We start from the raw sequence: 23763 nt of genomic DNA on the forward strand, positions 1-23763 counted from the left end.
ATTTTACTCTGGCTTAGGTATTGCTGGAGCCACAGGTTTTTGTGTATCTTCCAAACTATTATTATCTTTATCACTGCCCTTCTCTATTGCCGTCTTAACAGCTATCTCATCTACTATAGAGCTTGAGGACATACGACTCGCCATAGTCGCAAGAGCAAGGCTAGTGCACATAAAAGCGACAGCAAGGAACGATGTGGTACGAGTCATAAAATTAGCGGTACCACGTCCGGTCATAAACTGATTACCGCCTCCACCACCGAGACCACCAAGACCGCCTCCCTCTGAGCGTTGCAACAAAATAACTACTATCAGAAACAACACTAACACTGTGTGAGCGACTAATAATACCGTATATATACTTTCCATTTTATAGCCTCTTTACTTTATAACCTATTTACTAACATTACGCCTTACCAGCGCCATTTATTAAAACCATCACCGAAATTGGTGGTTTTGCACTGCATAGCGAGTGTTAAAATTATTTTCAATATATTATTGAAAATAAAAAATATTATATTATCCCGCAGCATCTATTATTTTACAAAAATCATCCGATCTCAAACTAGCTCCACCAACCAAAACACCAGCCACCTCATCAAGCGTCATTATATCAGATGAGTTCTCTGGTTTTACCGAACCACCATATAACACCCCAACTTCCTGAGCATCAACCTGATAATTGGTTGTAATATTAGATATAAATTCTCTCTTTATGACATTATGTGCTTCTTTTATATCACTAATTGTCGGCACTTTTCCAGTACCTATAGCCCACACTGGCTCATAAGCGAAAATAAACTTACCTACACCACTGTCTGTAACCATCTCATACGGAAATGATCCATTAACTTGATTTCTTAAAACTTCCTCCGTTTTACCGTTATTTCTCTCCTCCGCAGTCTCACCAACACATATTATTGGTATTATCCCAGATTTTATGGCAATCGCCGCCTTTTGGCTTACCATATTATCACTTTCGTCAAAATAAGATCTTCTTTCAGAATGACCAACTATAACATATTCACACCCCAAATCTTTAAGTAAATTCACACTAGTTTCACCAGTATAAGCGCCCTCATCTTTAACATAGCAATCTTGTCCACCAACACTAATAGCGGAGCCATCAATAAACCCTTTAAGCGGAAATATCAAACCATCAGGAGGACATACTACAACTTTGGTATTATCTTTACTCTTTTTTTTACCAATATGCAGACACACTACACCCGACCATTTCTTCGTGAACTCTATATTTCCGTTCATTTTCCAATTAGCTACTATCAATTTACTCATAAAAACCCCGTATAAATTACCTATTTATAACCAGATTATAATCTGTTAGATATAAAAATCTTAAATCACGTGACTATAACAAACAAAAATTGTTTTACAATACGGATAGCTGTTGTAGTAAATATTTCATAATCATTGGTTGAATTTATTTATAAAATACTCAATATGTAAAAAAACTAACAAGAAAAATGGTATGACAATTAAATTAAAAAATTACGCTCGTAACATAGGAACCAAAATCCTGATGGGATTACTTGTCCTTACCTTCGCCGTATGGGGTGTAGGAGACATGGTAAGAACGTCAAACGCCAACATAGTAGTAGCGACAGTAGGAGATACTGAAATACCATATATAGATTACCAGCGCGATTTATATTACGAGACTGAGAAAATAAAAAGAATACTTGGGAAGAATTTCTCACCAGATATAATAAAAAATTTTGGGGTAAACAGAAAAGTAATTGAGACTCTCATTAACAACAGATTACTCGTACTGGAAACTCAGGCGATAGGGCTTAGAGTGGATGACAAAAAAATAGCCGAGAATATCCAAAAAAATAAGTCCTTTCATGATAAAGACGGTAATTTCAGTAAGGAGAGGTTTATCTATGCTCTTAAGTCAACCGCTCGCAGCGAAAAGAGTTACATAGAGGACCTACGCAATAAAATCACCATAGAGCTACTAATAAAATCTATGGTATCATCTCTACCCGTTCCTGAGAAAGCTGTAGATACTATATACTCCACAAGTAACGAAACCAGAGATATTAGACTATATACGATACCTGTATCTCTTATAAAATCTATAAACGATCCTAATGAAGAGCAGTTAAGAACCTTTTACGAGAGTAATATAGCTAAGTTCACCGCGCCTGAATATAGAAAGATAAGTTACATTAAAATTACCTTAGATGACGCGAAAAATTTGGTAATTAAAAATAACGCTATATCAAACACGGAAATTGAAAAACTATATAGCGAAAGAATTGATGATTTCAAAAAGCCGGAGCGCAGACAAGTGGAGCAATTACTCTTTGGTAACAAGGAAGCGGCGTATAAAGCGTATGATAATCTTAACTCAGGAAAAGATTTTATAAATGTAGCTAAATCATCTAACATACTCAATCCTGATTCTATATCCATCGGAACAGTTGAAGAGTCAAACATACTTGAGGAAGCGGCAAAAAAAGTTTTCTCTTTACAAAAAAATTCCTTCAGTGATCCAATTGAAAGCTCATTTGGCTGGCATATATTTCGTGTGACTGACATTATTCCAGCGTCAGTACAAACATTAAGTGAGGCGACTCCCAAACTTAAAGAAGAGCTCATAAAAGAAAAATCATCCGACACTCTTGTAGAGATTTCAAATCAAGTGGAGGATTTACTAGCTGGAGGAAGTAATCTACATGAAGCCGCGACAGAACTTAAGTTAGAAGTAAAATCATTGGATGGTATTGATAAAAATGGTTTTACTAAAAGTGGCAAAAAGGAAAATACCCTACCTACATATGGCAATTTTTTGGAAGTGGCCTTTAACACCGATGAGAAGTCAGAATCTCAGCTTATAATGGGGAAAAATGGCGATAATTATATATTAAGAGTTGACGAAGTAACACCAGCTTATATCCAACCTATTGAAAAAATTAAAAACAAAGCTACAGAAATGTGGAAGGACAAGGAGCGTGAGATTAGACTTCATAAGTTAGCGAAAGAAGTTGAGAGTAACTTCAAAGATAATAACAAGCGCAATCAAGAAATAGAGAAGTATAATTTAGGTTATAAAAAAATAAGCATAGCTACAAACGGCAATGACCCTGACTTGTTGCCACAATATGTGGTTAATGACCTGTTTATAAAGGAATCTGGAGAATCCAGTAACATATTTCAAAGGGGAGATAACCATAATTATGTTATAGCTGTAATAGACGAAATAATACCGGCAAAACTTGATAAAAACGATGATGGTCTCAAAAAGACGTTAGAAAAAATAAAACAAGAATATAAAGCCTCAATGCAAAATGAAGTTGTTGAACAGTATCTATTACATCTCAGAAAAAAATATCCTGTATCAATAAACGAAGCGGCACTAAATATAAAAAGTAGTTATTAATGACAAAAGCCGAAGAACAAAAACTCTATCCTGATGAGCAGGAATTCTGCAATATATATAATCAGGGAAAATCTCAATTAGTATGGACTTCCCTACCTGCGGATTTGGATACACCAGTAGCCGCCATGTTGCGGCTTATGAAAGATGATGAGCCTTCATTCTTGCTTGAGTCAGTGGAAAAAGGCAAGATACGTGGTCGTTACTCTATAATAGGTCTGATGCCAGACATAATATGGAGATGTACCGGCAACCAAGCGGAAATCTCAGAATTATATGACTCAAATTCAAAATATAGTGATTTTTCTCCTGTTGGTGAAGATAGTCTCACTTCATTTAGAAATTTATATGAGGCGTCTAAAATAGATATACCAGAGGGTTTGCCACCAATGGCAAGTGGTCTAGTTGGCACTATGGGCTATGACATGGTAAAGCTAATGGAGAAACTACCATCAACCAAGAATGATAGCATAAAAATACCTGACAGTCACTTCATGCGACCGCGTATAATGGTAATTTTTGATAATATAACTGATAAGATGTTCATAATCGCCAGTGCCTTTTATGACCTTGATAAAAACTCAAACAGTCTGGCATATGCCAAAGAGGCATATAAGGAAGCAACAGCGTTAATAGATAAAACTATTAAAAAACTCAACTTAAATATCCCAAGATCTGATGGTGAGAGCTACAATTCGGTAAAAATATCTGATTTCGTATCTAACACCAGCCGTGACAAATATGACGAAATGCTAAACAAAGCGAAGGAATACATATATGACGGCGATATTTTTCAAGTGGTGTTATCACAACGTTTTTCCGCTCAATTTAACTTACCACCATTTTCTTTATATCGGGCGTTACGCCAGCTCAACCCATCTCCTTTTTTGTTCTACCTTAATTTCGGGAATTATCAGCTAGTCGGCTCAAGTCCAGAAATACTGGTAAGATTACGTGATGGTGAAGTAACTATCCGTCCAATAGCCGGAACCAGAAAAAGAGGTAAGAACAAAGATGAGGACGCGGCTCTTGCCGCTGATCTGCTTGCCGACCAAAAAGAAATATCTGAGCATCTCATGTTACTTGACTTAGGCAGGAACGATGTTGGCAGAGTAGCGAAAACCGGTAGTGTAAAAACCACTGATAAAATGTCCATAGAAAATTACTCTCATGTCATGCATATAGTATCCAACGTAATTGGAGATATTAATCCTGAATATGACGCTCTTTCCGCTCTTATCGCTGGCTTTCCCGCCGGAACAGTGAGTGGTGCGCCAAAAATACGAGCAATGGAAATAATTGATGAGCTGGAGGTAGAATCAAGAAGCTTTTACGCCGGATGTATCGGCTATTTCTCAGGAAATGGTAATATGGATACTTGCATAACCTTACGCACAGCTCTTATCAAGGACAACATTATTTATATACAAGCTGGAGGTGGTATAGTCGCCGACAGTAATAGCGATGATGAATATCAAGAATCTCTAAACAAAGCCAGAGCACTCATGAAAGCCGCACAGGAGACTATAAATTTTGTATAGTCCCACGCGAATTTATAAAGAATAAACACCCTTGACATTCTGTCCCCTTTAAGAGACAATATATAAATATGAAACAAATATATGATATTGAGGTATACGAAGATAAAAAAGGCAAAATCCCATTTTTGAAGTGGCTTAGCAATATTAAGGATTTTAAGACACGCGCGAAAATACAATCTCGTATCAACCGCATAGAGCTTGGTAACTTTGGAGATACAAAACCTCTTGTGGGGGTAAAGGGAATTTATGAGTTACGAGAACATTATGGACAAGGATTTCGTATTTTTTATGCTAAAATAGGGAGCAGAGTTATTTTATTATTAGCTGGCTCTACAAAGAGCGATCAAAATAAAACAATTGCGAAAGCCAAAGAATATCTTGATGATTACAAAAGGAGAAAATCATGAATAGAGCTAGTAGACCATTTAAGGAAGTGTGTAACGAATTGCTAAAAGATCCAAAATATGCCGCTGTTTATCTGGAAGAATGCCTAGCGAGTGGAGATACAGAACTATTTACGCTCGCCCTAAAACATGTAGCCGACGCTCGTGTTGGTGGAATGACAGAGCTGGCTAAAAAAACCTCTCTGGGACGTCAGAATCTCTATAAAACCCTCTCCGAAAAAGGCAACCCAAGACTCGAGACCTTGACTAAGGTTTTAGAAGCTACAGGTCTGCGTTTATCTATAAGCATCATATAAACGCTGTGCCATGAAAATAACACTTTTAGATAATTACGACAGCTTTACTTACAATCTTGTTCACTATTTAGGTGAGCTAGGAGCTGAGGTTACTGTCTACCGTAACGACACAATCAGTTGTGATGAGCTTATGGCAGCAAAACCTGACGGTATTGTCATCTCACCTGGTCCTGCCACTCCACAAAAATCTGGTATATGCCTTGAGCTTATCAAAAAAGCTTCCGGCAACATACCTATATTCGGTGTCTGTCTTGGTATGCAAGCTATCGGTGAGGCGTTTGGAGGCAAAGTTATCCACGCGCCTAAACCTATGCACGGCAAAATAAGTAAAATAAATCATGATGGCAGAAGTGTGTTTGCCGAACTACCCAATCCCTTTGAGGCAACTAGATACCACTCACTTATCGTAGAGAAAGACACCCTACCATCTTGCCTTGAAATTACCGCAACCACCAATGATGATCTTATAATGGGCTTACAGCATAAGGAGCATAATACAAGCGGTGTACAGTTCCACCCTGAGTCAATCGCCTCTGAATATGGTTATGACATACTAAAAAATTTTCTGGATAATATAAAATAATGATTGAGCCAATAAAACACGCTATATCTTTATTAAAAGATAAGAAAAATCTAAATGAGGACTTAGCCACCCGTATTTTCCAAATAATGATGAATGGCGGAGCTACCCCAGCGCAAATGGCCGCACTGCTCATGGGAATTGTTATAAAAGGAGAAACCGCGGACGAGATTACCGCTGGCGCTATCGCCATGCGCGCAAAGGCAAAAAAATTCAGCTCTATCGCCGGTGCTATTGATACTTGTGGAACCGGAGGTGACAATCGTGGGACATATAATATATCAACCGCAACCGCCTTCGTCTTAGCTGCTTGCGATATACCAACAATAAAACATGGTAACCGTTCAGTTACCTCAAAATCAGGCTCTGCTGATGTACTATCTATGCTTGGCGTTAAAATAGATGCGCAAACCGAAGTCATGGAAGAATGTCTAAAACAATGTAACATGGCTTTCCTATTTGCTCCCAAATACCACACCGCCACGCGTCATGTAGCACCCGTCCGTCAAGAGCTTGGAATCCGTACTATCTTTAATATATTAGGTCCTCTTACTAATCCCGCCTGTCCCGATTTTCAGTTAGTTGGGGTTTATAACAAAGAACTCGCTAAACTCATGACCGAGTCTCTAAAGTCACTCGGCACTAAAGCGGCATGGGTAGTTTGTGGCAGTGACGGGCTTGACGAACTTACCATAAGTGGCACATCCCATGTCGTATCGCTTAGCAACGGCGAAATAGAAGAATTTGAAGTATCACCAGCAGATGCCGGACTTAATGTCTCTCCGCCTGATAGCATCAAAGGCGGAAGCCCTGAACAAAACGCTAACGCTCTTGTTGAAGCTATTTCTGGGCTAGAAAGCCCACATCGTGACTCTATCGTTTATAATGCGGCAGCGGGTCTTGTAATATCAGGCAAAGCAGTTAGTCTAAAAGAAGCGGCACTTATAGCGGCAGAAGCGATAGATTCCGGCAAAGCCCATTCTGTCCTTAAAAAACTGGTTGATATAAGTAATACACCAATGAAATAATAATAGTTAAATGACCAATACCCTTACAAAGATATGCGCTGATAAAAAGCAGCATATAGAAAAACAGAAATCCATAATAAACGAAAGTGAATTATATTCACTGTCAAAAACACAAACCACGCCCAGAGGTTTCAAAAAAGCGTTAGCGGAAAAAATAGCTAATGGTAAACCGGCCCTTATTGCCGAAATTAAAAAGGCATCTCCCAGTAAAGGGCTTATCCGCACAGATTTTAATCCCGAAAAACTTGCGGAAGCCTATGATAAGGGTGGAGCTACCTGCCTTTCAGTGCTTACCGATATTCCTTATTTTCAAGGCAGTGATGAATATCTAAAGGAAGCAAGAAATGCAACAAACCTTCCGCTATTACGCAAGGATTTTATGTTGGAACCTTATCAAATTGTAGAATCCCGCGCTATTGGTGCGGATTGTATCTTGCTTATTATGGCAGCTCTTAGTGACAAACAGGCACAAGAGCTAGAATCACTATCTAGCGAACTTGGTATGGACACGTTAGTTGAGATACATAACAAAAAAGAGCTTGATCGCGCTCTTGCCATTAATCCTGATAATGTGGGAAAAATTATCGGCATCAATAACCGAAACTTGAAAACTCTTAATGTAGACCTTACCACCTCTGAGGAATTAGCTAAATATATTCCTAAAGACTATATTGGTATTTGCGAAAGCGGTATAAGCACTCCGGCGGACATAGCACGTATGCGAGCTTGTGGCTTACACGCCTTCCTTGTTGGTGAATCACTGATGCGGCAGAACGATGTGACAAAAGCAACCAAAGATTTACTGTCATTCCGAACACAGTGAGGAATCTTTACATGTAAACGAGTTAATACCCCAATGAAAACTTATTATATTTACATGCTAACAAACTGGAATAATAAAGTGCTGTATATTGGTGTGACTAATAATCTAGAGCGCAGGATATACGAACATAAACAAAAACTTGTTAAAGGCTTCACTACAAAATACAATCTTACAAAACTTGTCTATATTGAAACTATTAATGACGTAAATGCCGCTATAACCCGTGAGAAACAATTAAAAAAATGGCGTAGAGAAAAGAAGGATAATTTGGTAGAATCTATAAATCCATCATGGGACGATTTATACGCTACAACCAACACGAAGATCTCTCCTTTCGCTACGCTCACTCGAGATGACAGATAATTGTCATTCCAAACACAGTGAGGAATCTTTATAAATATTATTTTGCTTACAATCTACGACAGAAAAATTATGAAACGCAAACCATGGGAAGAATTTACCGGCAAAACCTCGCAAACATTTGTGCGTGAGCTTATTCCTTCAGCCATAACTATTACGCAAGACCAATTGGTAGACATGAAAATACATGAGAGTCCCGCTCTTAATGTTTGCGTTGCCTACGCGCAGGAGGAACTTATATATGACGATAGAAACCGGACCATCAGGGTAGATAAAGAAACCTATGCCAAAGCTTCCCGCCACCAGCGTATAAACAAATTCGGACTAGCCTACCCAAAAAATTACAAATTATACCTACATAAAACACTAGCTGAAATCGTAATTTCCGCCGCTGATTACCTTTATAAAACTTATGGCTGGCAGACTATTTTATACGATGGATTACGCACAGTTGATGGCGCGTTTAGAATTTACAATCTCGCCAGTGATGAGGATCTGGCAAGTGGCATACTCGCCATGCCCGCCGAAAGCGCCCATAACAAAGCGATGGCGATAGATAGTATGATGATAGACAGCGACGGACGTGAAATAGATATGGGTGGACATTTTGACCATTTAGATATGTCCACCAACATGCGTTACTATAATGGTAATAAAATCTCTGAAACAGCAAAAAGAAACCGTATTATTCGTGAAGCTGCCTTCCTACGGGCGGCTTTTGGCAACGGACTGCTTATCGCCCCGCTACGTAATGAGTTCTGGGATGACAGACTACCAGAAAATAGGGAAGATTTATGGAGAGTGCTAGATAGCGCCGCCCGTTGTGTCGGCTTGGAATATACAGCAAAAAATAAAGAAAACTGGATTTATACTTATTTCCTAGAAAACTGGCGGAAAATCTTTACCGGACATGAGGAAAAACTACTAGAGATAATCGGGCATACCACCCCACCACTAGAAGAAAAAATAGAATTCTATCATGGCAACTACAACCCAATTTATGATGAAGCTTTGACGATGAATTGAAGAACTGGGGAATTGAAGAGATAAAGAAAAACAACTAAAACTCACCCTTTCTGAGTGCCTTTATTTTCTTCCTGTTCTTTTTTCTGTCTACGCCGCAATACCGCGTATCCTGCACCGCCGCCAACAACAGCACCAAGTACTAAACCTGTAAACATTTTTTTCTGTCTTTTATTGCTCACCTTATCACGATCTAGACCACGATTCCCTTGTACTGCAGCTTTCCTTTTTTCCATTTCAAAGTTTACTTCAGCCGGACTCATCTTTTCAACATCTGGCATCCCCATAATTTGCTGCGCCGCCTCTACAGCTACAGGACGCCCGTAAACAGGAAACCCCTCACCAACTAAACTATCCATACCAATACCTATAAGTTGCCCTCCCGCTGCGCCCGCTATTGTTGCAGCGGCTAACTTAGCTTTGTCTTCTTTATCCATAAAACCCTCCAATTAAATCATTGATGAAGGGATCTTAACATATGGGGGGGGGCAGACAAGGCGTTTTTTGTGACAGTTTTGTTACATACGCATTTCAAACAAAAGTCTCTTGAACGCACTTTTACTGCTGATTATTGACGACAAAATGATAATAATCCGTGTACACTACATGGTATACTGTATGGCGGACAGGATATATCCGCAAAGAATTTTGTCTATAATAAACAATAAAAACTATGTCTGATAAAAAACCTCGTCCCAGAAAACGCCAATATTTTGTTCCGCATATAGAGAGCGGAAAAGCACCTCCATGCGCCATAAGGGGCTGCTCGCAAGCAGGTGAATATAAAGCTCCCAAATCACGCGATAAAATAAATGAGTATGACTGGTTCTGCCTAGAACATATACGAGAACGTAATAAGATGTGGAATTTTTTCTCTGGTATGAACGAGGATGAAATAGAGGATTTTATCAAAGATTCCGTAACCGGTCATCGCCCAACTTGGAACAGGGAAACTTTAACCAATGACAAAGAAAAATTACTCAAAGATAAATTATATGAGTTTCTCTATAATAAAAAACCATCAACTCCTCAGCCGAAAATACCAACGAAAAAACGTAAAGCTCTGGATATTATGGAACTTAACCACCCATACACATTAAAACAACTAAAAGCCTCATACAAAACTCTAGTAAAAAAATATCATCCTGATAAAAATAGCGGCGATAAACTATCAGAGGAAAAATTTAAGAAAATTACCGTCGCTTATCAGTATTTACTAAAAGAGATAAAATAATGAAAAACGGATTTACATTAATTGAGCTGTCTGTAGTACTAATCATTATAGGCTTAATAGTAAGCGGAGTGTTATTAGGAAATTACCTTATAGAAGCATCAAAAGTCAGTGCTCAAATATCACAAATTACCAAATATAATTTGGCGGTTAGAGCTTTTCAAAGTAAGTATAATTGCCTTCCCGGTGACTGTAAAAACGCACAGAATTTTGGCTTTAAGCCAAGAGGTATAAAAAGAGGACAAGGAGATGGTAATTCTTTCATAGACGGCTATATAACATTCCCACCTGGAAGAGGACCTGGCAATGCCTCTGGATGTTGCCAGCTAGATGTCGCTGAGCTAGCGCTATTTTGGACAGATTTAAGTATGGCACAGTTAATAGATGGAAACTTTAATACCGCAAGCGCCACTGTAGCGACTACAGGAGTCTCATCAGCAAATTTAATAAAATATATGCCAAAGGCAAAACTTGGAAATGAGAATTACATATATGTTATAGGAGGAGGTTATCAAAGCCTAGCTTTGTCAAATATATTCGGAGATAATAATCACTACTTTGGGATACAACAAATGAATTCTATCAACCAATATGGATGGCCTCTATCTAACATTAATATTAAGGTTATAACCGCGTATAATATAGATAAAAAAATAGATGATGGTTTTCCACAATCTGGCGGTGTTATGACCTTAATGAATGAGTTCAGTAGAATGTGGGCAGGAAATTCTACTATGGGTGGTCCATTTACGACAGCTACTCCTTCTAGTAATACTAGCTGTTTTGACAATGGCAACGTAAATGGTGAAAAACAACGATATTCTCTTTCTGTAAATGATGGAAACAATAGTAGCTGTGCTTTATTGATCAAATTCCAATAGCCTTCACTTCCTAAGCACACCAACCACTTCATCGCGCAAATATATCGCCATTTCCTTACGATCCTCAAACTGACTAAGAGTAACCGGCGGCAAAAAACTTACACTAACATCTATCCTATTCATCTTAAATAATTGCCAAATATGAGGGAAAAGATACATATCACCATACCAAGCTATTTTTGGCCATTGAGAGCTGTCTATAGGTAAGCCACCAATCGTATCATAACTTATAACCGCTGGTTGAATAAATATATCACTATCCGCTAGTTTTTCCTCAGCTATACTAAAAAGACTAGACTTAAAAGGCAGAACATACCGACCATTTCCAGTAGTCCCTTCTGGAAAAAGCGAAAGCACATCTCCCCTTTCTAAAGTATCACGCATTTTTTGACGCGCGTCTTTTATGCCGCAAGCGGTACGCTCAATAAAAATACATCCGAGCATACGGCAAAAACTAGATATAACCGGCCATTTAGCCATATCACTTTTTGGGGTAAAACATATTGGCACTTCACTACCAAGCACTGTTATATCAAGATAAGAAATATGGTTGGAAACAATCAATAATGGTCTGTTGTGACTAACCTCACCATTCACACTTACCCGCACACCCGCTATCCGGTTTATACCTGAAAATATAACTTTTGAAAAACCATTAATCCATTTCTTCCTACGTGTTCTGGAAATAATAAAAAGCAATACTATGGAAAAAAATGTCCACAGCATAAGTAATACAAACTTAAAAATAGCCTTAAAAAAATTCAAACCGCTTCCCTACTCCCATATCTTGTAGCGTATTTCTCGGTTATCAAATCGGTTTTAACAACAATACTAACATCAACAGTATTATATTCTATATCAACAACCGCCCCATCACCAATAGAACCACTAAGTCTTAGGTAACCTTTTATCAAAGGTGGAAGACTGGAAAAAGCCTCTTTTTCATCAACCATTTCTTTTGGCATCAAATTCATATCAACATAACGGCTTTCAAGCGCGCGTGGACACATCTCCTTTGGTGTTAGGTGATAATGATAAAGATAGGAAAGCGCCATAGCGTGCTCTTTAGGATCAACACCGTGAAAACTAGCGCAGCCAAACATGAATTTTACTTGAAACTTAACCACATAAGCTCCAATTCCTCTCCATAATAACTGCATAACCGCCCGATTACGGAAATCAGCATGCACACAAGAACGTCCAACCTCTAATATCTCACCATCATAACTTTTAATTAAATTTATATCAAACTCGCCATCCGTATAAAATCTACCGATTTTTTTCATCTGTTGCCTACGCAAAAGACGGTATGTCCCCACAACACGGTACCCTCCATCTTCCTGATGCTCAGCGACTAAAAGATGATCACATACATCATCAAACTCATCCTGATCCATCTGGGTTTTAGCTATAATATCACTAGCTTTTGCTCCCATCTCCTCAAAAAATACCTGATAACGCAGAACTTTTGACGCTTCAATATCCTCTGGTTTTGAGGCAACAAAAACCTCAAGGTTACCAGCGATAATCCTATCCATATCGTATAATGGCTCTATTTTTCCAACAGACATCTGTTAATTATAACTTTCTATTCTTATGATTTTTTATCATCAATAGGTATACCATAAAGCTCTAACCTATGGTCAACCAGCCTGTAGCCAAGCTCTTTAGCTATTTCTTTTTGCAAAATCTCTATTTTCTCATTAGTAAACTCAACTACATCACCAGTTTTAAGATCTATCAAATGATCATGATGATCAACATCGGCTGGCTCATAACGTGCTCTCCCATCGCCAAAATCATGGCGCTGAGTAATACCAGCCTCCTCAAAAAGTTTAACTGTTCTATAAACAGTGGCTATACTAATATTAGGGTCTATTTCTATAGCTCTTTGATACAACATATCAACATCGGGGTGGTCATCAGATTCAGAAATAACCTTAGCGACAACACGGCGTTGCCCCGTCATCTTCAAACCTTTTTCTATACACTTTTCTTCTATATCCGACACAGAAACAAACTATTAATCATTAATACATAAAAATTAATGTAACAACATTCTCATGGAATCTACACATAAACTATAAACAACGCAAGACTTGCCACAAGGATAAAATGATTTATACTTTCAATCAATAATTTAACTTCTATAGGAATGACAATGTCTCGCGAAAAAATAGTGTGCAAAAACAACGGATTTTCATTAATCGAGTTAGCGATAGTTATAGTAATAATAGCATTACTAATAAGTGGAATAATAGCCAGCCAATCATTGATAAAATCCGCTGAAATCAAGGAAGTCATTAGTGAGTATGACCGTTATATTAAATCAATAAAAGAATTTCAGGATAAATATAACGCTCTACCAGGTGATATGAGTAACGCTGAGACAATATGGGGTTCTGATGCTTCATGTCCTAACACTACAGAAAATACCACTCCTAAAACAGCTACCTGCAATGGTGATGGTAATGGTCGCATCGGAAGTAGCGCTACTGATGGTACTTTAAGTGTCCAAACCGAATGGTTCAGAGCATGGCAACAACTAGCTAACTCTGGTTTTATAGAAGGCAGATTTACCGGCGTAAAGGAATCAGCGACTGACGGCGACGCAGGAATTGGTATTAATGTTCCAAAATCAAAATTATCTATAGGAGCTGGATGGACTATATATTACTACCTTCTTACAACGACCGACACCAATTTATGGGGAGATAATTATGGTCATGTCATGGCTTTTGGCGGTGACACCACTTCTGTGACCAACTTACCAGTAATATCAGCTAATGATGCTCTATTAATTGATCAAAAAATTGATGATGGCACACCAGGAGGTGGCACTATTCGCGCCCGCCGCACAGCGTCTGAAGCAAATTGTACAGCGAACGATACCTCACAAAGCGCCGCCACCTATAATTCTGGTACTGTCTTTGAAAGAGCCTGTTCATTATTATTTATATTAGGATTTTAACATGAAAGCCTTAAAATTTAATAGATATAAAAAACACGGCTTTACCTTACTGGAAATGTCCGTAGCAATTATAATAGTAGGATTTATAATAGCCGGAATAGTAATAGGAGGCAGCATTATACGTAATTCACAAATAAAATCGGCTATTTCAGAATTCACTTTCTATAAACAGACGATAAATAATTTTCGTGATAAATACAATGCGCTACCTGGTGATTTTGCTGCCGCCTCTACTGTTTGGAGTGGATTTACAAATGGTGATGGTAATGGTCTTATCACAACTAACATAACCGATACTAGGATTGATGAACAATTCCTAGCATGGCAACAATTAAGAGCGGCCGATATGATTAAAGGCAACTATACGGGAGTCGCCGGTTCTGGTGGAAGCCGTGATAGAATAGTTGATGAAAACATACCAAAATCGGAACTTGATGATGCCGGATGGGGTTTAATAAGCGTAACCTTAACTGATATAGCCGGTGGTTATACAGCAATACCTTATACCGCTCCTGACCAAGCGCCAAACCACGTTTTATGGTTAGGAGGCAATTCTATAAGTGGTACCGCTGATAGCCAAACCCCTGTATTATCAACATCTGAGGCTTTTTCTATTGATGAGAAAATTGACAACGGTCTACCTGGTAGCGGCAAAGTAATAGCCCAAGCAAATGGTGGAAGCGGCACTTGTTCCGTAGATGCCGATAATTATGATACAGCTTCAGAAAGCAAGCTATGCTCTTTAGTGTTCAAGACAGGATTCTGATTATATACCAATACAAGAGATTAAAAGCTCAGAAAAAATAAAGCGTTTCGCCAGCATAGTAGAAAAAAAGCTAAAAGGGTAGTCTGGCTTTAAGCGCCGCGCCCAACGTCCCATCATCCAAATAGTCAAGCTCACCACCCATTGGTATACCTTGCGCAAGACGTGATATATTAACTCCGCTATCACTTAACAATGATGTTATATAATGAGCGGTCGTCTGTCCCTCCATAGTAGCGTTGGTAGCGAGAATAATCTCTGTTACCTCATCACTAGAGGCTCTGGCAAGGAGCGTATCCATATTAAGCTGGGCTGGCCCTCTATCGTCAATCGCCGATAAAGTCCCACCAAGCACATGATATTTTCCACGATAAAGATTACACCTTTCTATTGCCCATAAATCCGCCAAATCCTCCACCACACAAATAGTGGAATTATCTCTCTTCTCATCACCGCATATATTACATGGATCTTTAGTATCAAAATTCCCGCATATATCACAGGTTTTTATATTCTCAAGCGCCCTGCCCATCACGCTATAAAGCGGGGTCATAATTTTATTACGATTGCGGATTAAATGCAGAACCAAACGTCTCGCTGAACGTGGCCCAAGACCCGGCAATTTAGAAAAAAGCCTTATTAACTCATCAATATCAGAAGGCGAATCAATGTTTAACATAACAATACGTATCCCTATTTATACCGACTATCTATAGGGTACCAGAAGCAAGTAAGTCAAGAATTTGCCACCAAATATAATCCTATCATATTGCAAACAAACCAGACCCCGCAATAAATGCGGGGTTACTTTGCCAGAATAAATAACAAACAAAATATTTTTCGCTAGGCTGTGCGAACAAGCGAAATTTTATGAGTGTTTTTACCGCAGCGTAGCTATTCTACGTGAGGATAAAAATATGAGGAAAATAAAGCGTTTCGCCAGCATAGTAGAAAAAAACCTAGATAATGCGTAAAATTCGCTAGAACGTAGCGAGAACAGTATACTACAAGAACCGCAGCGCAGTGTATTGAAATACATGAGCAGCGGAAGCGCGGTAATATGCTGTTTGCAGCAAGCTATAGTAGAATTTAGTGCGCTATCTAAAATGGGAGTTTCATACCGGCAGGCAGATTCATCCCCTTAGTAATAGCGTTCATTTTTTCAGATGACTCATTATCCATTTTAGTCTTAGCGTCATTAAAGGCAGCGATTATTAAATCTTCCAGCATTTCTTTTTCATCCGGTTTAAGCAGACTTTCATCAATATTTACTTCCAGTAAATTACTGCGCCCATTAATTCGTACACTCACCATACCACCGCCAGAAGCACCATCCATCTCTGTAGCCTCTATTTCGGACTGTACGGCGGTCATCTTATTTTGCATTTCCTGCGCCTGCTTCATCATCTTCTGTAAATTCATATTTTTCTCCTAGATTTGACTCTCTCATTGATAATCTGTACAGATAGATTACTAGATGATTAAACAAATTATGCAACTTTTATTCTTGATAAAAAAACATATCCAACATTGCAACCCTATTATCCCATAAGTCCTTTTCTTCTTTATCTTTAGGAGGCTTCGTATTCCACCAACAAGTATCTCTCACACGCTCTACAATTTCACTCCAATATCTATCATAATTCATGTTTGTCTTTTTTATACCAAAATCCTTACACAATTCTTTCTGGTTCTTTCCATTTAGACAAATAAATTGATCAGGTCTTTTCATAGAAATCAAACGAGTAGCCGTACCAATCTTTGTATCAGATTTTGCACCAAATACTTTCTTAAATAACTCTAAATAATTATCATAATCTTCCTTAGTAACCGCACCTTTCAATGGTATTCTATCCAAAGCATCAGAAATATAATCATTATTATTTTTTATCTCAGACATAAATCCACCCGCTCCTCTCATACCACCAAAACAACCGTACGACGTACCGTCACCCTTGTATGGCAATCCAGCTATTTTACACCTCCAAGACTCCCCTATATCTTTAAAATGCTTATTTTTATTAAATTTATCCTTTATCTCGGAAAGAAAACTAAGACGCATACTATATTCCCTCTTATACTGAACTTTATCAATGTAGTCCTTGTAGTCCTTCCATAACATAGACATTACCACAGAGTCCATAGAAGCATGAGTTGCATTACCATCCCCATAATTTTCAGATAATTTACCCAACATTCCTTGTTTCATTTCCCATATATTTCTATACTTATCATAATACTCCTCCTCTACAGTCTTAGCATTTTTCCAGTATCCTTTCATCACAGATAGAGTTTGCTTCTTAATTCTATCGTCAGCGTTTTTTCTAGAAATCAACATCATTGCTTCAGCGTTTTTATTGAATAAGGCAGCTTTAGTTAAATTAGCACTTCCAATCAGTAACTCCCAATTATTTTCATCCCAAAAAATATAAATTTTAGGGTGAAAAACACCGGAAGTTTGTGATTCAAACTTAACTTGCTTTGAATCGATAAACTTCTTAATCACATCAGGGTGTGTTTGATAAAAATGAGTACCTATAGTAGATTTTTTTATTTTCTGTCTATTCTTAAATAATTTTTCTAGCACATCATTATCGGATGCCCAAGCGACAGCAAAAGAAATATTAGAGTATTTATCTATTAAATCATAAAATGTCTTCACCAATTGTTTCTGTTCTGTTATCAATTTCATTTTCTTCTCTACCCACGATTAAAATAAATGATAAAGGTCAATATTTTCTTCTACAGTTATTTAGTTCTTATTGTTTCATCTCAGTCATTTTTATCATCACTATATTCTATAACATAAAATCACCGCACATCAACTAGTTTAGCATCTGGGAATTCCTTTAACATACTCATAATCAGCGGGTGTGACTCCACCTCTTTAATTCGCTTTTCTTTTTCTGCTTTTTCCTGTTCACTAATGCTCAAACCTTTCGCCTTACTTACTATTATTATCTTCCATTTACGCCCTGTCCATTTCTCAAGGCAAGCGGCTATTCTTGCCACAAATTCCCGAGACAACTCATCGGATATTTTTAGTTTAATCTCACCATCAGTAAAATTTTCCAACCACACTTTATCACGAAGCTGGGTATATAGCAGCATCTCACGGTTTTCCTTAAACATCTCCACCGCCTGCCGAAAATTACTTATTTTCTGAACTTCCGGTGCTACAGTCTGCGTTTTGATTGCAACGTCCTCAATTAACGGCTGGTGATTTTTTTTTTCTACCTCCATATTACCTGAAGCCGGAATATCCGATTTTTCTATAGTTTTATCTATAGCCTCTATTTTATGAAGTTTTTTTTTATCAGCCCCCGCTGACAACTCATCATCTTTCATATCGCGGATAATTTCCGCTGGTGTAGGCATCTGCGCCGCGTAAACCACCCGAACTAACAACATTTCCAGCGCTGAAAGCGGAGACGGAGCGTTCTTCACCTCCCCTATTCCTTTCAAAAACATTTGCCATAAGCGAGTAAGTACCGGCATAGACAAAGACTCCGCCATTTTCCTTGCCATATTACGGTCATATTCCGAAAGCGACACATCAGAAAATATGTCAGGAGCTACTTTCACCCTAGTTATCAAGTGAATAAGCCGCAAAATATCCTGCGTTATCATCAGTGGGTCTAACCCTGCCTTGTACTGCTCCTCAATATCAGCGAGCGCGGACGGAGTGTCGCCAGAAAGCAATTTCTCAAGCAACCTAAAACCAGCGGAGTGATCCGCCGCGCCTATCATCTTGCGCACGGTTTCCGCTTTAATATCAACCTTACCATCATCTTCAGCGCTGCGGGCAATCGCCTGATCAAGCAGAGAAAGTGAGTCACGAACCGAGCCTTCAGCAGCGTCAGCGATAAGCTTCAACGCCTCTTCCTCAGCCTCCACTTCTTCCTTAACCAGAATATTAGCCAGATGCTTCTCCAACTCCTGAGAATTTATCCGCCTTAAATCAAACCTCTGGCAGCGAGATAAAATCGTAACCGGAATCTTGCGTGACTCTGTGGTCGCAAAAATAAACTTCACATGCGGCGGTGGCTCTTCCAGCGTTTTAAGCAAAGCGTTAAAAGCGTTGTTGGAAAGCATGTGAACTTCGTCAATGATATATATCTTATAGCGGGCTGTTGTTGGCAGATAACGCACCGTGTCAATTAACTCACGAATCGCGTCAACACCAGTATGGCTCGCCGCGTCCATTTCCAGCACGTCAATATGCCGGTCTTCGGCGATCATCCGGCAATTAGAGCATACACCGCACGGCTTTATGGTAGCCCCACCCTTACCATCCTCACCGATACAATTAAGAGCGCGGGCGATTATCCTCGCTGTTGTGGTTTTACCAATACCACGAATGCCAGTAAGCAGAAAAGCATGAGCGATGCGTCTAGATTTTATAGCGTTAGATAATGTCCGCACCAACACTTCCTGACCAATCATATCATCGAAATTCGTCGGACGGTATTTACGAGCTAAAACACGATATTCCATAAGGATTTAATACACAAAACTGAAACTGACCGCTAGAAACTAATCCTAATGACTAGCTATTAGTTTCTAATCACTAGTATGCGCTGGTGGCGACCCGATGAGTATCCGCTACGGCTGCTTCTTCTCAGACCTGACCGAGTTCACGGGCACACCGCCCGCCACCAGCGAGCGCATTATGTAACAGGAAATAACAGGTAGCAAGAGGTAAATTCCAAGCTTTATGCTGTTTTTTCTTTATTATCGCTAAAACCATCAATAATAGCGTATATTTTATCCATAACCCGCAAAAACCTATTTGATTCCTCAATCAAAGTAATTGGCTTGAAAATTGAAATATCAAAAAATCGTTTCTCAAGGGGAATCCTTATAAGTAGCTTATCATCATAAAAAGCGCAGGAAGCATCCACAGCACCAAATGAGCCTGCTAATTTGTTTATATTCTCAATAAAACTATCGGTTATTAAACTACTCGCCTCTTTAGCGTCATTACTATATATTTGTATGTCACCAGCGAAAGGATGTTCAGTTATCTTACTTAGACCTTTAAGATCTTTGAAATATTTATCACTTATTTTGTTAATTGCAACTACTGTATAACCTGATAGTTTCTCTTCTCTTGTAATTAAGATTAAAAATCCTGAGAATATTTTAGTAGAACCCACCCCCGCAATACTTCCATAAGGGTTTTTGGAAACTGGATAGGATTTTAACGTTGCGTCAACAAACTGGATTTTATTATTTCTATACTCTCCTTCTACATAATCATTATCAAAACCAGAATCTATTATCTGCTTCTCATTTATACGGTTACCCAAGTGAGCACTATTCTTAGTGAAGAAAAATTCCCTTATTTTATCTTTTTTATAAAGAAATCCCCTCCCAAAAAACTTTACGACAGCAGTATAAAGTTCTTGTTTAATCTTTCTTATATATTTTTCTACTAACTTGTTAGAGTAATAAATAGGAAGTAACGCAGTAGTAATTAAAATAATAGCCCAAAATACTTTGACTCTAGGGTTCCCAGAATATTCAGCTACAACATAGCCTAATATAAAAAACACAGAAACAAGTAAGAATACCATTATCCAAAAATGGATACGCAAACCTTTCAATGTATCCACCCGCTGCCGTTCAAAATCCTCAAGCTTGGGCAATATCTCATCGTCATAATATTTCTTGAATTTCTGGAACTTTTCAGATGACTCATCCATCTCATCATTATAATATTTTGGCGGATTTTCTATTCTCTCAATCCGTCCAAACAACATTATCTTCAAAAAAAATCTTATATTTCTAAATGTTAGAGAAACATACTCAAAAGGACTATCTAAAAACATCTCCCCTATTCCAGTAAAAACCGCAAAAACTACTTAATAAAAATCCGTAATTCTTGATGGGTAACGTTATTTGACTTCATAATATCAATATTTATCCGGTCAATAGAAACCCCCATGCGGTTAAGCTCACCAACCACAAGACGAAGATTGTAATTATATCTTCTATATTTTACACCCACATCGTCTTCATCAATAGGTATAACCGATTGAATATTATAAACAGCGTCCGGTTTTACGCCAGCCACCATATCCACCACTTTTTTAAGAGCGGTCTGAAAATAAACCCGCCTTTTATTAAAACGCACGATCATTATCGCGTCTTTTGGGTCAAGCTCACGACCCTCATCATAGCCTTCCACAACGGATGAGCGGTTTGTAAAATCCGTACCAGCGAAAGCCGGAGAATTAGCGGAACACATCAAACATACACTCATAGCCACTAAAACCGCGCGGAAACCCATCAACTTCTTAGCATCGCATGCCATTATCAACATCTCCTGAAAAATATAAAAATATAAGTATAATAGTACAATATTAACAGTTTGACAAAATCCCGCAAAGATTAAAGTAGCGCTATCGTCAAGTCAATAAGCGAATATTAAAACCTCTAAAAATATTTCGGGTAATATAAAGAAATTACTTGTAATTTTCAACAAATTGGCTAAATTTCCGCCTCTTGGCGTAAAAAGACCACTTCGGCGGCTAATATCCGCTTTAAGAATACGCACCCTTAGCTCAGCTGGATAGAGCATTTGACTACGAATCAAAAGGTCGGGCGTTCGAATCGCTCAGGGTGCGCCATTCCTATTTTCCCCTGTTTTAATCCCTCGAAAGCCTTGAATGGCAAGGATAAATTAGGTGTTCGAAACCCCTCAATTCGGTCATAAATTAAACGGTCAGCAAAGACCAATTTTAGCACCAAACGCTTTAGTTCGAGCTTATCAGAAGCCCATAGTTTTTGCGGCTTTGACAGGAAGTTCATGGAGTGTTCGAACATTTTGTCAAAAGCATAGATAGGTTTGCCCGAATTTCGTGCTTTTTCTTGGCAAATGAGCTTTTCTTTTTCCAGTTTGGCAATGCGTTTTTCAAACGCCGCTATTGTCTCTGGACGGGTAGCATCAACAATACGATCCAGCAGTTGCTCAATTTGTTTGTCAATATTTGCCATTTCTTTCTTCGCTGTTTGCTTCATCTTTTCTCCTTGGGTCAGACGATGATTCCAAATGTCTTTGAACATAGCGTGCGCCACATCAAACAGTCCTTTGGTTGGCTGCACAGTAGCGAGTAGCTCTTCAAATTCACCTTCTATTTTTGCACGTGGAATAGATTTACGATAATCCTTACAGGAACGGTTATGGCATAGATAATAAGCATAACTCTTTAACTGCCCCCTTGACCAGCAAGCCGTATAAGGTGTTCCGCATGAGCATACCACTCCACCACGCAAGGGAAAGTCTCTACTTTGATCTTTACGGGCTGGAGCATGTACTTTCTTGCCACTCAGTTTATCTTCAATCTTCTTGAAGGTTTTTAGGTCTATGAGACCTTTATGCTTTCCTATCCGCAGAGGGATACCCCAAGAAGTGGCTTCTACCATTCCAGCATAGACTGGACGCGTTAGAATTTCAGTTACGCGTTGATTACGCACAATTCCCCTTTTATCTTTAGGAAACTCAGAAAAACTCTGAAAGAAACGCATGAGTTCAGCTTGACTGGCAAAACGGTTAGAGGCAAATCCCTCCAAGCCTTCTTGAATAATACTAGCAAGTGGTTCATTGCGCACCAGCATTTTGCCATGCCCCTCTATTTTTTGATATTTATATCCAACTGGGCATTGGAACACGTAGTACCCGTTAAGGACGCGAGCCTGCATGCGATTAAGGGTCTGTTCGGCATTTTTACGGCGTTGATGTTGTGATACTGTTGCTAAAATATATTCCTGTAACTCACTATCCGCGTCATCCCCAAATTCTAACGTGGGAGACTCCAACACTCCACCCGCCATAGAGATAGCAGCCCTAAGTTCTATATGTGATTTTACTGACCGCGAAAGGCGAGACACGTCATCAATGATTACAACATGCGGGACTTTCTGTTGATGTAAAAAAGCAAGCATGGCATCCATGCCCGGACGTTTTGTTGTGCTACCTGATAAATCATCCTCAAAAGACGCTATCACATTGTAATGCTTAAATGAGGCGTATTCTCTACATCGCGTAAGCTGTGAGCTTAAGCCATTTCCGCGTTTAGTTTGAGCAATACTGGACACGCGAGCATATGTTACAGCGTTTTTGATGTTATGTTTTTCTGCGTCAAAAGATTTCATGCTATCTCTCCTTCCTCTTGCTTTGAAGCTATATAAAAATCATCCTGTAATTGGCTATTTGATGATTCTAACGCATTTTTGGTTTCCATCTCAGAATGCAAGGTGTTTTCTATTAGTTTTCCACAAGCAATTTGTGTGGGTTCTACGCCAAATCCCGCATCAACAAAACACATCATGTAATCCCATAATATACGCAAGAATTCAGCATTATCTTCTTCTGAAAGCCCTGAATCTGCTAATAACGTATCATATTTCTTGGCATCAAAAACAAGATTTAATGGTGCTTATTGACCTGTTTTACT

27 protein-coding genes, 1 tRNA gene and 1 other RNA gene are annotated in these 23763 nt (G+C 38.7%); 14 read left to right on the top strand and 15 right to left on the bottom strand.

The genetic code is table 11. The annotated features are described in order from the left end of the window. Window positions 1-3: 3 nt before the first annotated feature. Together secG and tpiA are read right to left on the bottom strand one after the other, a co-directional pair. Window positions 4-366, bottom strand: a complete 363-nt coding sequence (secG, locus tag R3D71_08150; GenBank protein MEZ5691621.1) for a preprotein translocase subunit SecG — start codon at window positions 364-366, stop codon at window positions 4-6. Window positions 367-516: 150 nt separating this feature from the next. Next, entirely contained in the window at window positions 517-1293 is a 777-nt protein-coding gene (tpiA, locus tag R3D71_08155) for a triose-phosphate isomerase (GenBank protein MEZ5691622.1), read from the bottom strand. Window positions 1294-1486: 193 nt separating this feature from the next. Here tpiA and R3D71_08160 point away from each other — a divergent pair, with 193 nt between their 5' ends. The 9 genes from R3D71_08160 (at window position 1487) to R3D71_08200 (ending at window position 9458) form a co-directional block, all read left to right on the top strand. Next, on the top strand, window positions 1487-3403 hold the full coding sequence (locus R3D71_08160; GenBank protein MEZ5691623.1) for a SurA N-terminal domain-containing protein: 1917 nt from the start codon (window positions 1487-1489) through the stop codon (window positions 3401-3403). Beyond that, window positions 3403-4941 (top strand): anthranilate synthase component I, encoded by a 1539-nt coding sequence (trpE, locus tag R3D71_08165; GenBank protein MEZ5691624.1) that lies wholly within the window; start codon window positions 3403-3405, stop codon window positions 4939-4941. Before R3D71_08160 ends, trpE begins: the two co-directional genes overlap by 1 nt. Before the next feature lie 68 nt (window positions 4942-5009). Beyond that, window positions 5010-5348, top strand: a complete 339-nt coding sequence (locus R3D71_08170) for a type II toxin-antitoxin system RelE/ParE family toxin (GenBank protein ID MEZ5691625.1) — start codon at window positions 5010-5012, stop codon at window positions 5346-5348. Then, a complete protein-coding gene (locus tag R3D71_08175; GenBank protein ID MEZ5691626.1) occupies window positions 5345-5641 on the top strand; it encodes a putative addiction module antidote protein in 297 nt (98 codons plus the stop codon). The genes R3D71_08170 and R3D71_08175 overlap by 4 nt, the downstream gene beginning before the upstream one ends. 10 nt (window positions 5642-5651) lie before the next feature. Continuing rightward, window positions 5652-6224, top strand: a complete 573-nt coding sequence (locus R3D71_08180; GenBank protein ID MEZ5691627.1) for an aminodeoxychorismate/anthranilate synthase component II — start codon at window positions 5652-5654, stop codon at window positions 6222-6224. Further along, window positions 6224-7249, top strand: a complete 1026-nt coding sequence (gene trpD / locus R3D71_08185) for an anthranilate phosphoribosyltransferase (GenBank protein MEZ5691628.1) — start codon at window positions 6224-6226, stop codon at window positions 7247-7249. Before R3D71_08180 ends, trpD begins: the two co-directional genes overlap by 1 nt. A gap of 10 nt (window positions 7250-7259) precedes the next feature. Then, on the top strand, window positions 7260-8072 hold the full coding sequence (trpC, locus tag R3D71_08190; protein MEZ5691629.1) for an indole-3-glycerol phosphate synthase TrpC: 813 nt from the start codon (window positions 7260-7262) through the stop codon (window positions 8070-8072). A gap of 33 nt (window positions 8073-8105) precedes the next feature. Further along, on the top strand, window positions 8106-8435 hold the full coding sequence (locus tag R3D71_08195; protein MEZ5691630.1) for a GIY-YIG nuclease family protein: 330 nt from the start codon (window positions 8106-8108) through the stop codon (window positions 8433-8435). Window positions 8436-8504: 69 nt separating this feature from the next. Then, window positions 8505-9458, top strand: coding sequence for a M15 family metallopeptidase (locus R3D71_08200; protein MEZ5691631.1), 954 nt, complete (start codon window positions 8505-8507; stop codon window positions 9456-9458). Between the two features lie 41 nt (window positions 9459-9499). Here R3D71_08200 and R3D71_08205 read toward each other — a convergent pair whose 3' ends face one another. Continuing rightward, window positions 9500-9892: a hypothetical protein gene (locus R3D71_08205; GenBank protein MEZ5691632.1), complete on the bottom strand. Its 393-nt coding sequence runs from the start codon at window positions 9890-9892 to the stop codon at window positions 9500-9502. Window positions 9893-10128: 236 nt separating this feature from the next. Between R3D71_08205 and R3D71_08210 the strand changes: the two genes are divergently transcribed. Together R3D71_08210 and R3D71_08215 are read left to right on the top strand one after the other, a co-directional pair. Next, complete coding sequence (locus tag R3D71_08210) at window positions 10129-10689, top strand: J domain-containing protein (protein MEZ5691633.1); 561 nt, start codon at window positions 10129-10131, stop codon at window positions 10687-10689. After that, the gene (locus tag R3D71_08215; GenBank protein ID MEZ5691634.1) at window positions 10689-11567 is read left to right on the top strand and encodes a type II secretion system protein; all 879 of its coding nucleotides are present in this window, start codon (window positions 10689-10691) and stop codon (window positions 11565-11567) included. Before R3D71_08210 ends, R3D71_08215 begins: the two co-directional genes overlap by 1 nt. A gap of 3 nt (window positions 11568-11570) precedes the next feature. On the opposite strand, the gene R3D71_08220 is transcribed toward R3D71_08215, so the two are convergent. Genes R3D71_08220 through R3D71_08230 form a run of 3 tightly spaced genes read right to left on the bottom strand, consistent with a single transcriptional unit; the run spans window position 11571 to window position 13578 of the window. Beyond that, on the bottom strand, window positions 11571-12332 hold the full coding sequence (locus R3D71_08220) for a 1-acyl-sn-glycerol-3-phosphate acyltransferase (protein MEZ5691635.1): 762 nt from the start codon (window positions 12330-12332) through the stop codon (window positions 11571-11573). Then, on the bottom strand, window positions 12329-13138 hold the full coding sequence (locus tag R3D71_08225) for a GNAT family N-acyltransferase (GenBank protein ID MEZ5691636.1): 810 nt from the start codon (window positions 13136-13138) through the stop codon (window positions 12329-12331). The genes R3D71_08220 and R3D71_08225 overlap by 4 nt, the downstream gene beginning before the upstream one ends. A gap of 23 nt (window positions 13139-13161) precedes the next feature. Then, window positions 13162-13578 carry a Fur family transcriptional regulator gene (locus tag R3D71_08230; protein ID MEZ5691637.1) on the bottom strand — a complete coding sequence of 139 codons (417 nt, stop codon included), beginning with the start codon at window positions 13576-13578 and terminating at the stop codon, window positions 13162-13164. A gap of 150 nt (window positions 13579-13728) precedes the next feature. On the opposite strand from R3D71_08230, the gene R3D71_08235 reads away from it, so the two are divergent. Together R3D71_08235 and R3D71_08240 are read left to right on the top strand one after the other, a co-directional pair. After that, window positions 13729-14538, top strand: a complete 810-nt coding sequence (locus tag R3D71_08235) for a prepilin-type N-terminal cleavage/methylation domain-containing protein (protein ID MEZ5691638.1) — start codon at window positions 13729-13731, stop codon at window positions 14536-14538. A gap of 1 nt (window position 14539) precedes the next feature. Then, window positions 14540-15304, top strand: a complete 765-nt coding sequence (locus tag R3D71_08240; GenBank protein MEZ5691639.1) for a type II secretion system protein — start codon at window positions 14540-14542, stop codon at window positions 15302-15304. Between the two features lie 70 nt (window positions 15305-15374). Here the strand turns inward: R3D71_08240 and recR are convergent, their stop codons facing one another. From recR to R3D71_08275, 7 genes are all read right to left on the bottom strand, one after another. After that, window positions 15375-15980: a recombination mediator RecR gene (gene recR / locus R3D71_08245; protein ID MEZ5691640.1), complete on the bottom strand. Its 606-nt coding sequence runs from the start codon at window positions 15978-15980 to the stop codon at window positions 15375-15377. A gap of 422 nt (window positions 15981-16402) precedes the next feature. Further along, window positions 16403-16723 carry a YbaB/EbfC family nucleoid-associated protein gene (locus tag R3D71_08250; protein MEZ5691641.1) on the bottom strand — a complete coding sequence of 107 codons (321 nt, stop codon included), beginning with the start codon at window positions 16721-16723 and terminating at the stop codon, window positions 16403-16405. Window positions 16724-16802: 79 nt separating this feature from the next. After that, the gene (locus R3D71_08255) at window positions 16803-17993 is read right to left on the bottom strand and encodes a phospholipase D family protein (protein MEZ5691642.1); all 1191 of its coding nucleotides are present in this window, start codon (window positions 17991-17993) and stop codon (window positions 16803-16805) included. A gap of 119 nt (window positions 17994-18112) precedes the next feature. Then, window positions 18113-19798 (bottom strand): DNA polymerase III subunit gamma/tau, encoded by a 1686-nt coding sequence (locus R3D71_08260; protein ID MEZ5691643.1) that lies wholly within the window; start codon window positions 19796-19798, stop codon window positions 18113-18115. 75 nt (window positions 19799-19873) lie between these two features. Then, an RNA gene (ffs, locus tag R3D71_08265) (signal recognition particle sRNA small type) lies at window positions 19874-19968 on the bottom strand. A 48-nt stretch (window positions 19969-20016) separates the two neighbouring features. Next, entirely contained in the window at window positions 20017-21135 is a 1119-nt protein-coding gene (locus R3D71_08270) for a DUF3137 domain-containing protein (protein MEZ5691644.1), read from the bottom strand. 29 nt (window positions 21136-21164) lie between these two features. Continuing rightward, window positions 21165-21620, bottom strand: coding sequence for a hypothetical protein (locus R3D71_08275; protein ID MEZ5691645.1), 456 nt, complete (start codon window positions 21618-21620; stop codon window positions 21165-21167). 239 nt (window positions 21621-21859) lie between these two features. Here R3D71_08275 and R3D71_08280 point away from each other — a divergent pair. After that, a tRNA-Arg gene (locus R3D71_08280) sits at window positions 21860-21936 on the top strand. On the opposite strand, the gene R3D71_08285 is transcribed toward R3D71_08280, so the two are convergent. After that, the gene (locus tag R3D71_08285) at window positions 21899-23461 is read right to left on the bottom strand and encodes a recombinase family protein (GenBank protein MEZ5691646.1); all 1563 of its coding nucleotides are present in this window, start codon (window positions 23459-23461) and stop codon (window positions 21899-21901) included. The genes R3D71_08280 and R3D71_08285 overlap by 38 nt on opposite strands. Further along, the gene (locus R3D71_08290; GenBank protein ID MEZ5691647.1) at window positions 23458-23637 is read right to left on the bottom strand and encodes a hypothetical protein; all 180 of its coding nucleotides are present in this window, start codon (window positions 23635-23637) and stop codon (window positions 23458-23460) included. The genes R3D71_08285 and R3D71_08290 overlap by 4 nt, the downstream gene beginning before the upstream one ends. Between the last annotated feature and the right edge of the window lie 126 nt (window positions 23638-23763).

This window comes from Rickettsiales bacterium (genome assembly GCA_041396965.1).
Lineage (GTDB): Bacteria > Pseudomonadota > Alphaproteobacteria > Rickettsiales > SXRF01 > SXRF01.

What these genes read in the sequence shown, in the direction of transcription:
- secG (MEZ5691621.1), bottom strand. Translation starts at nt 366, where the DNA reads ATGGAAAGTATATATACGGTATTATTAGTCGCTCACACAGTGTTAGTG.
- tpiA (MEZ5691622.1), bottom strand. Translation starts at nt 1,293, where the DNA reads ATGAGTAAATTGATAGTAGCTAATTGGAAAATGAACGGAAATATAGAG.
- R3D71_08160 (MEZ5691623.1), top strand. Translation starts at nt 1,487, where the DNA reads ATGACAATTAAATTAAAAAATTACGCTCGTAACATAGGAACCAAAATC.
- trpE (MEZ5691624.1), top strand. Translation starts at nt 3,403, where the DNA reads ATGACAAAAGCCGAAGAACAAAAACTCTATCCTGATGAGCAGGAATTC.
- R3D71_08170 (MEZ5691625.1), top strand. Translation starts at nt 5,010, where the DNA reads ATGAAACAAATATATGATATTGAGGTATACGAAGATAAAAAAGGCAAA.
- R3D71_08175 (MEZ5691626.1), top strand. Translation starts at nt 5,345, where the DNA reads ATGAATAGAGCTAGTAGACCATTTAAGGAAGTGTGTAACGAATTGCTA.
- R3D71_08180 (MEZ5691627.1), top strand. Translation starts at nt 5,652, where the DNA reads ATGAAAATAACACTTTTAGATAATTACGACAGCTTTACTTACAATCTT.
- trpD (MEZ5691628.1), top strand. Translation starts at nt 6,224, where the DNA reads ATGATTGAGCCAATAAAACACGCTATATCTTTATTAAAAGATAAGAAA.
- trpC (MEZ5691629.1), top strand. Translation starts at nt 7,260, where the DNA reads ATGACCAATACCCTTACAAAGATATGCGCTGATAAAAAGCAGCATATA.
- R3D71_08195 (MEZ5691630.1), top strand. Translation starts at nt 8,106, where the DNA reads ATGAAAACTTATTATATTTACATGCTAACAAACTGGAATAATAAAGTG.
- R3D71_08200 (MEZ5691631.1), top strand. Translation starts at nt 8,505, where the DNA reads ATGAAACGCAAACCATGGGAAGAATTTACCGGCAAAACCTCGCAAACA.
- R3D71_08205 (MEZ5691632.1), bottom strand. Translation starts at nt 9,892, where the DNA reads ATGGATAAAGAAGACAAAGCTAAGTTAGCCGCTGCAACAATAGCGGGC.
- R3D71_08210 (MEZ5691633.1), top strand. Translation starts at nt 10,129, where the DNA reads ATGTCTGATAAAAAACCTCGTCCCAGAAAACGCCAATATTTTGTTCCG.
- R3D71_08215 (MEZ5691634.1), top strand. Translation starts at nt 10,689, where the DNA reads ATGAAAAACGGATTTACATTAATTGAGCTGTCTGTAGTACTAATCATT.
- R3D71_08225 (MEZ5691636.1), bottom strand. Translation starts at nt 13,138, where the DNA reads ATGTCTGTTGGAAAAATAGAGCCATTATACGATATGGATAGGATTATC.
- R3D71_08235 (MEZ5691638.1), top strand. Translation starts at nt 13,729, where the DNA reads ATGTCTCGCGAAAAAATAGTGTGCAAAAACAACGGATTTTCATTAATC.
- R3D71_08240 (MEZ5691639.1), top strand. Translation starts at nt 14,540, where the DNA reads ATGAAAGCCTTAAAATTTAATAGATATAAAAAACACGGCTTTACCTTA.
- recR (MEZ5691640.1), bottom strand. Translation starts at nt 15,980, where the DNA reads ATGTTAAACATTGATTCGCCTTCTGATATTGATGAGTTAATAAGGCTT.
- R3D71_08250 (MEZ5691641.1), bottom strand. Translation starts at nt 16,723, where the DNA reads ATGAATTTACAGAAGATGATGAAGCAGGCGCAGGAAATGCAAAATAAG.
- R3D71_08255 (MEZ5691642.1), bottom strand. Translation starts at nt 17,993, where the DNA reads ATGAAATTGATAACAGAACAGAAACAATTGGTGAAGACATTTTATGAT.
- R3D71_08260 (MEZ5691643.1), bottom strand. Translation starts at nt 19,798, where the DNA reads ATGGAATATCGTGTTTTAGCTCGTAAATACCGTCCGACGAATTTCGAT.
- R3D71_08270 (MEZ5691644.1), bottom strand. Translation starts at nt 21,135, where the DNA reads ATGTTTTTAGATAGTCCTTTTGAGTATGTTTCTCTAACATTTAGAAAT.
- R3D71_08275 (MEZ5691645.1), bottom strand. Translation starts at nt 21,620, where the DNA reads ATGGCATGCGATGCTAAGAAGTTGATGGGTTTCCGCGCGGTTTTAGTG.
- R3D71_08285 (MEZ5691646.1), bottom strand. Translation starts at nt 23,461, where the DNA reads ATGAAATCTTTTGACGCAGAAAAACATAACATCAAAAACGCTGTAACA.
- R3D71_08290 (MEZ5691647.1), bottom strand. Translation starts at nt 23,637, where the DNA reads ATGATGTGTTTTGTTGATGCGGGATTTGGCGTAGAACCCACACAAATT.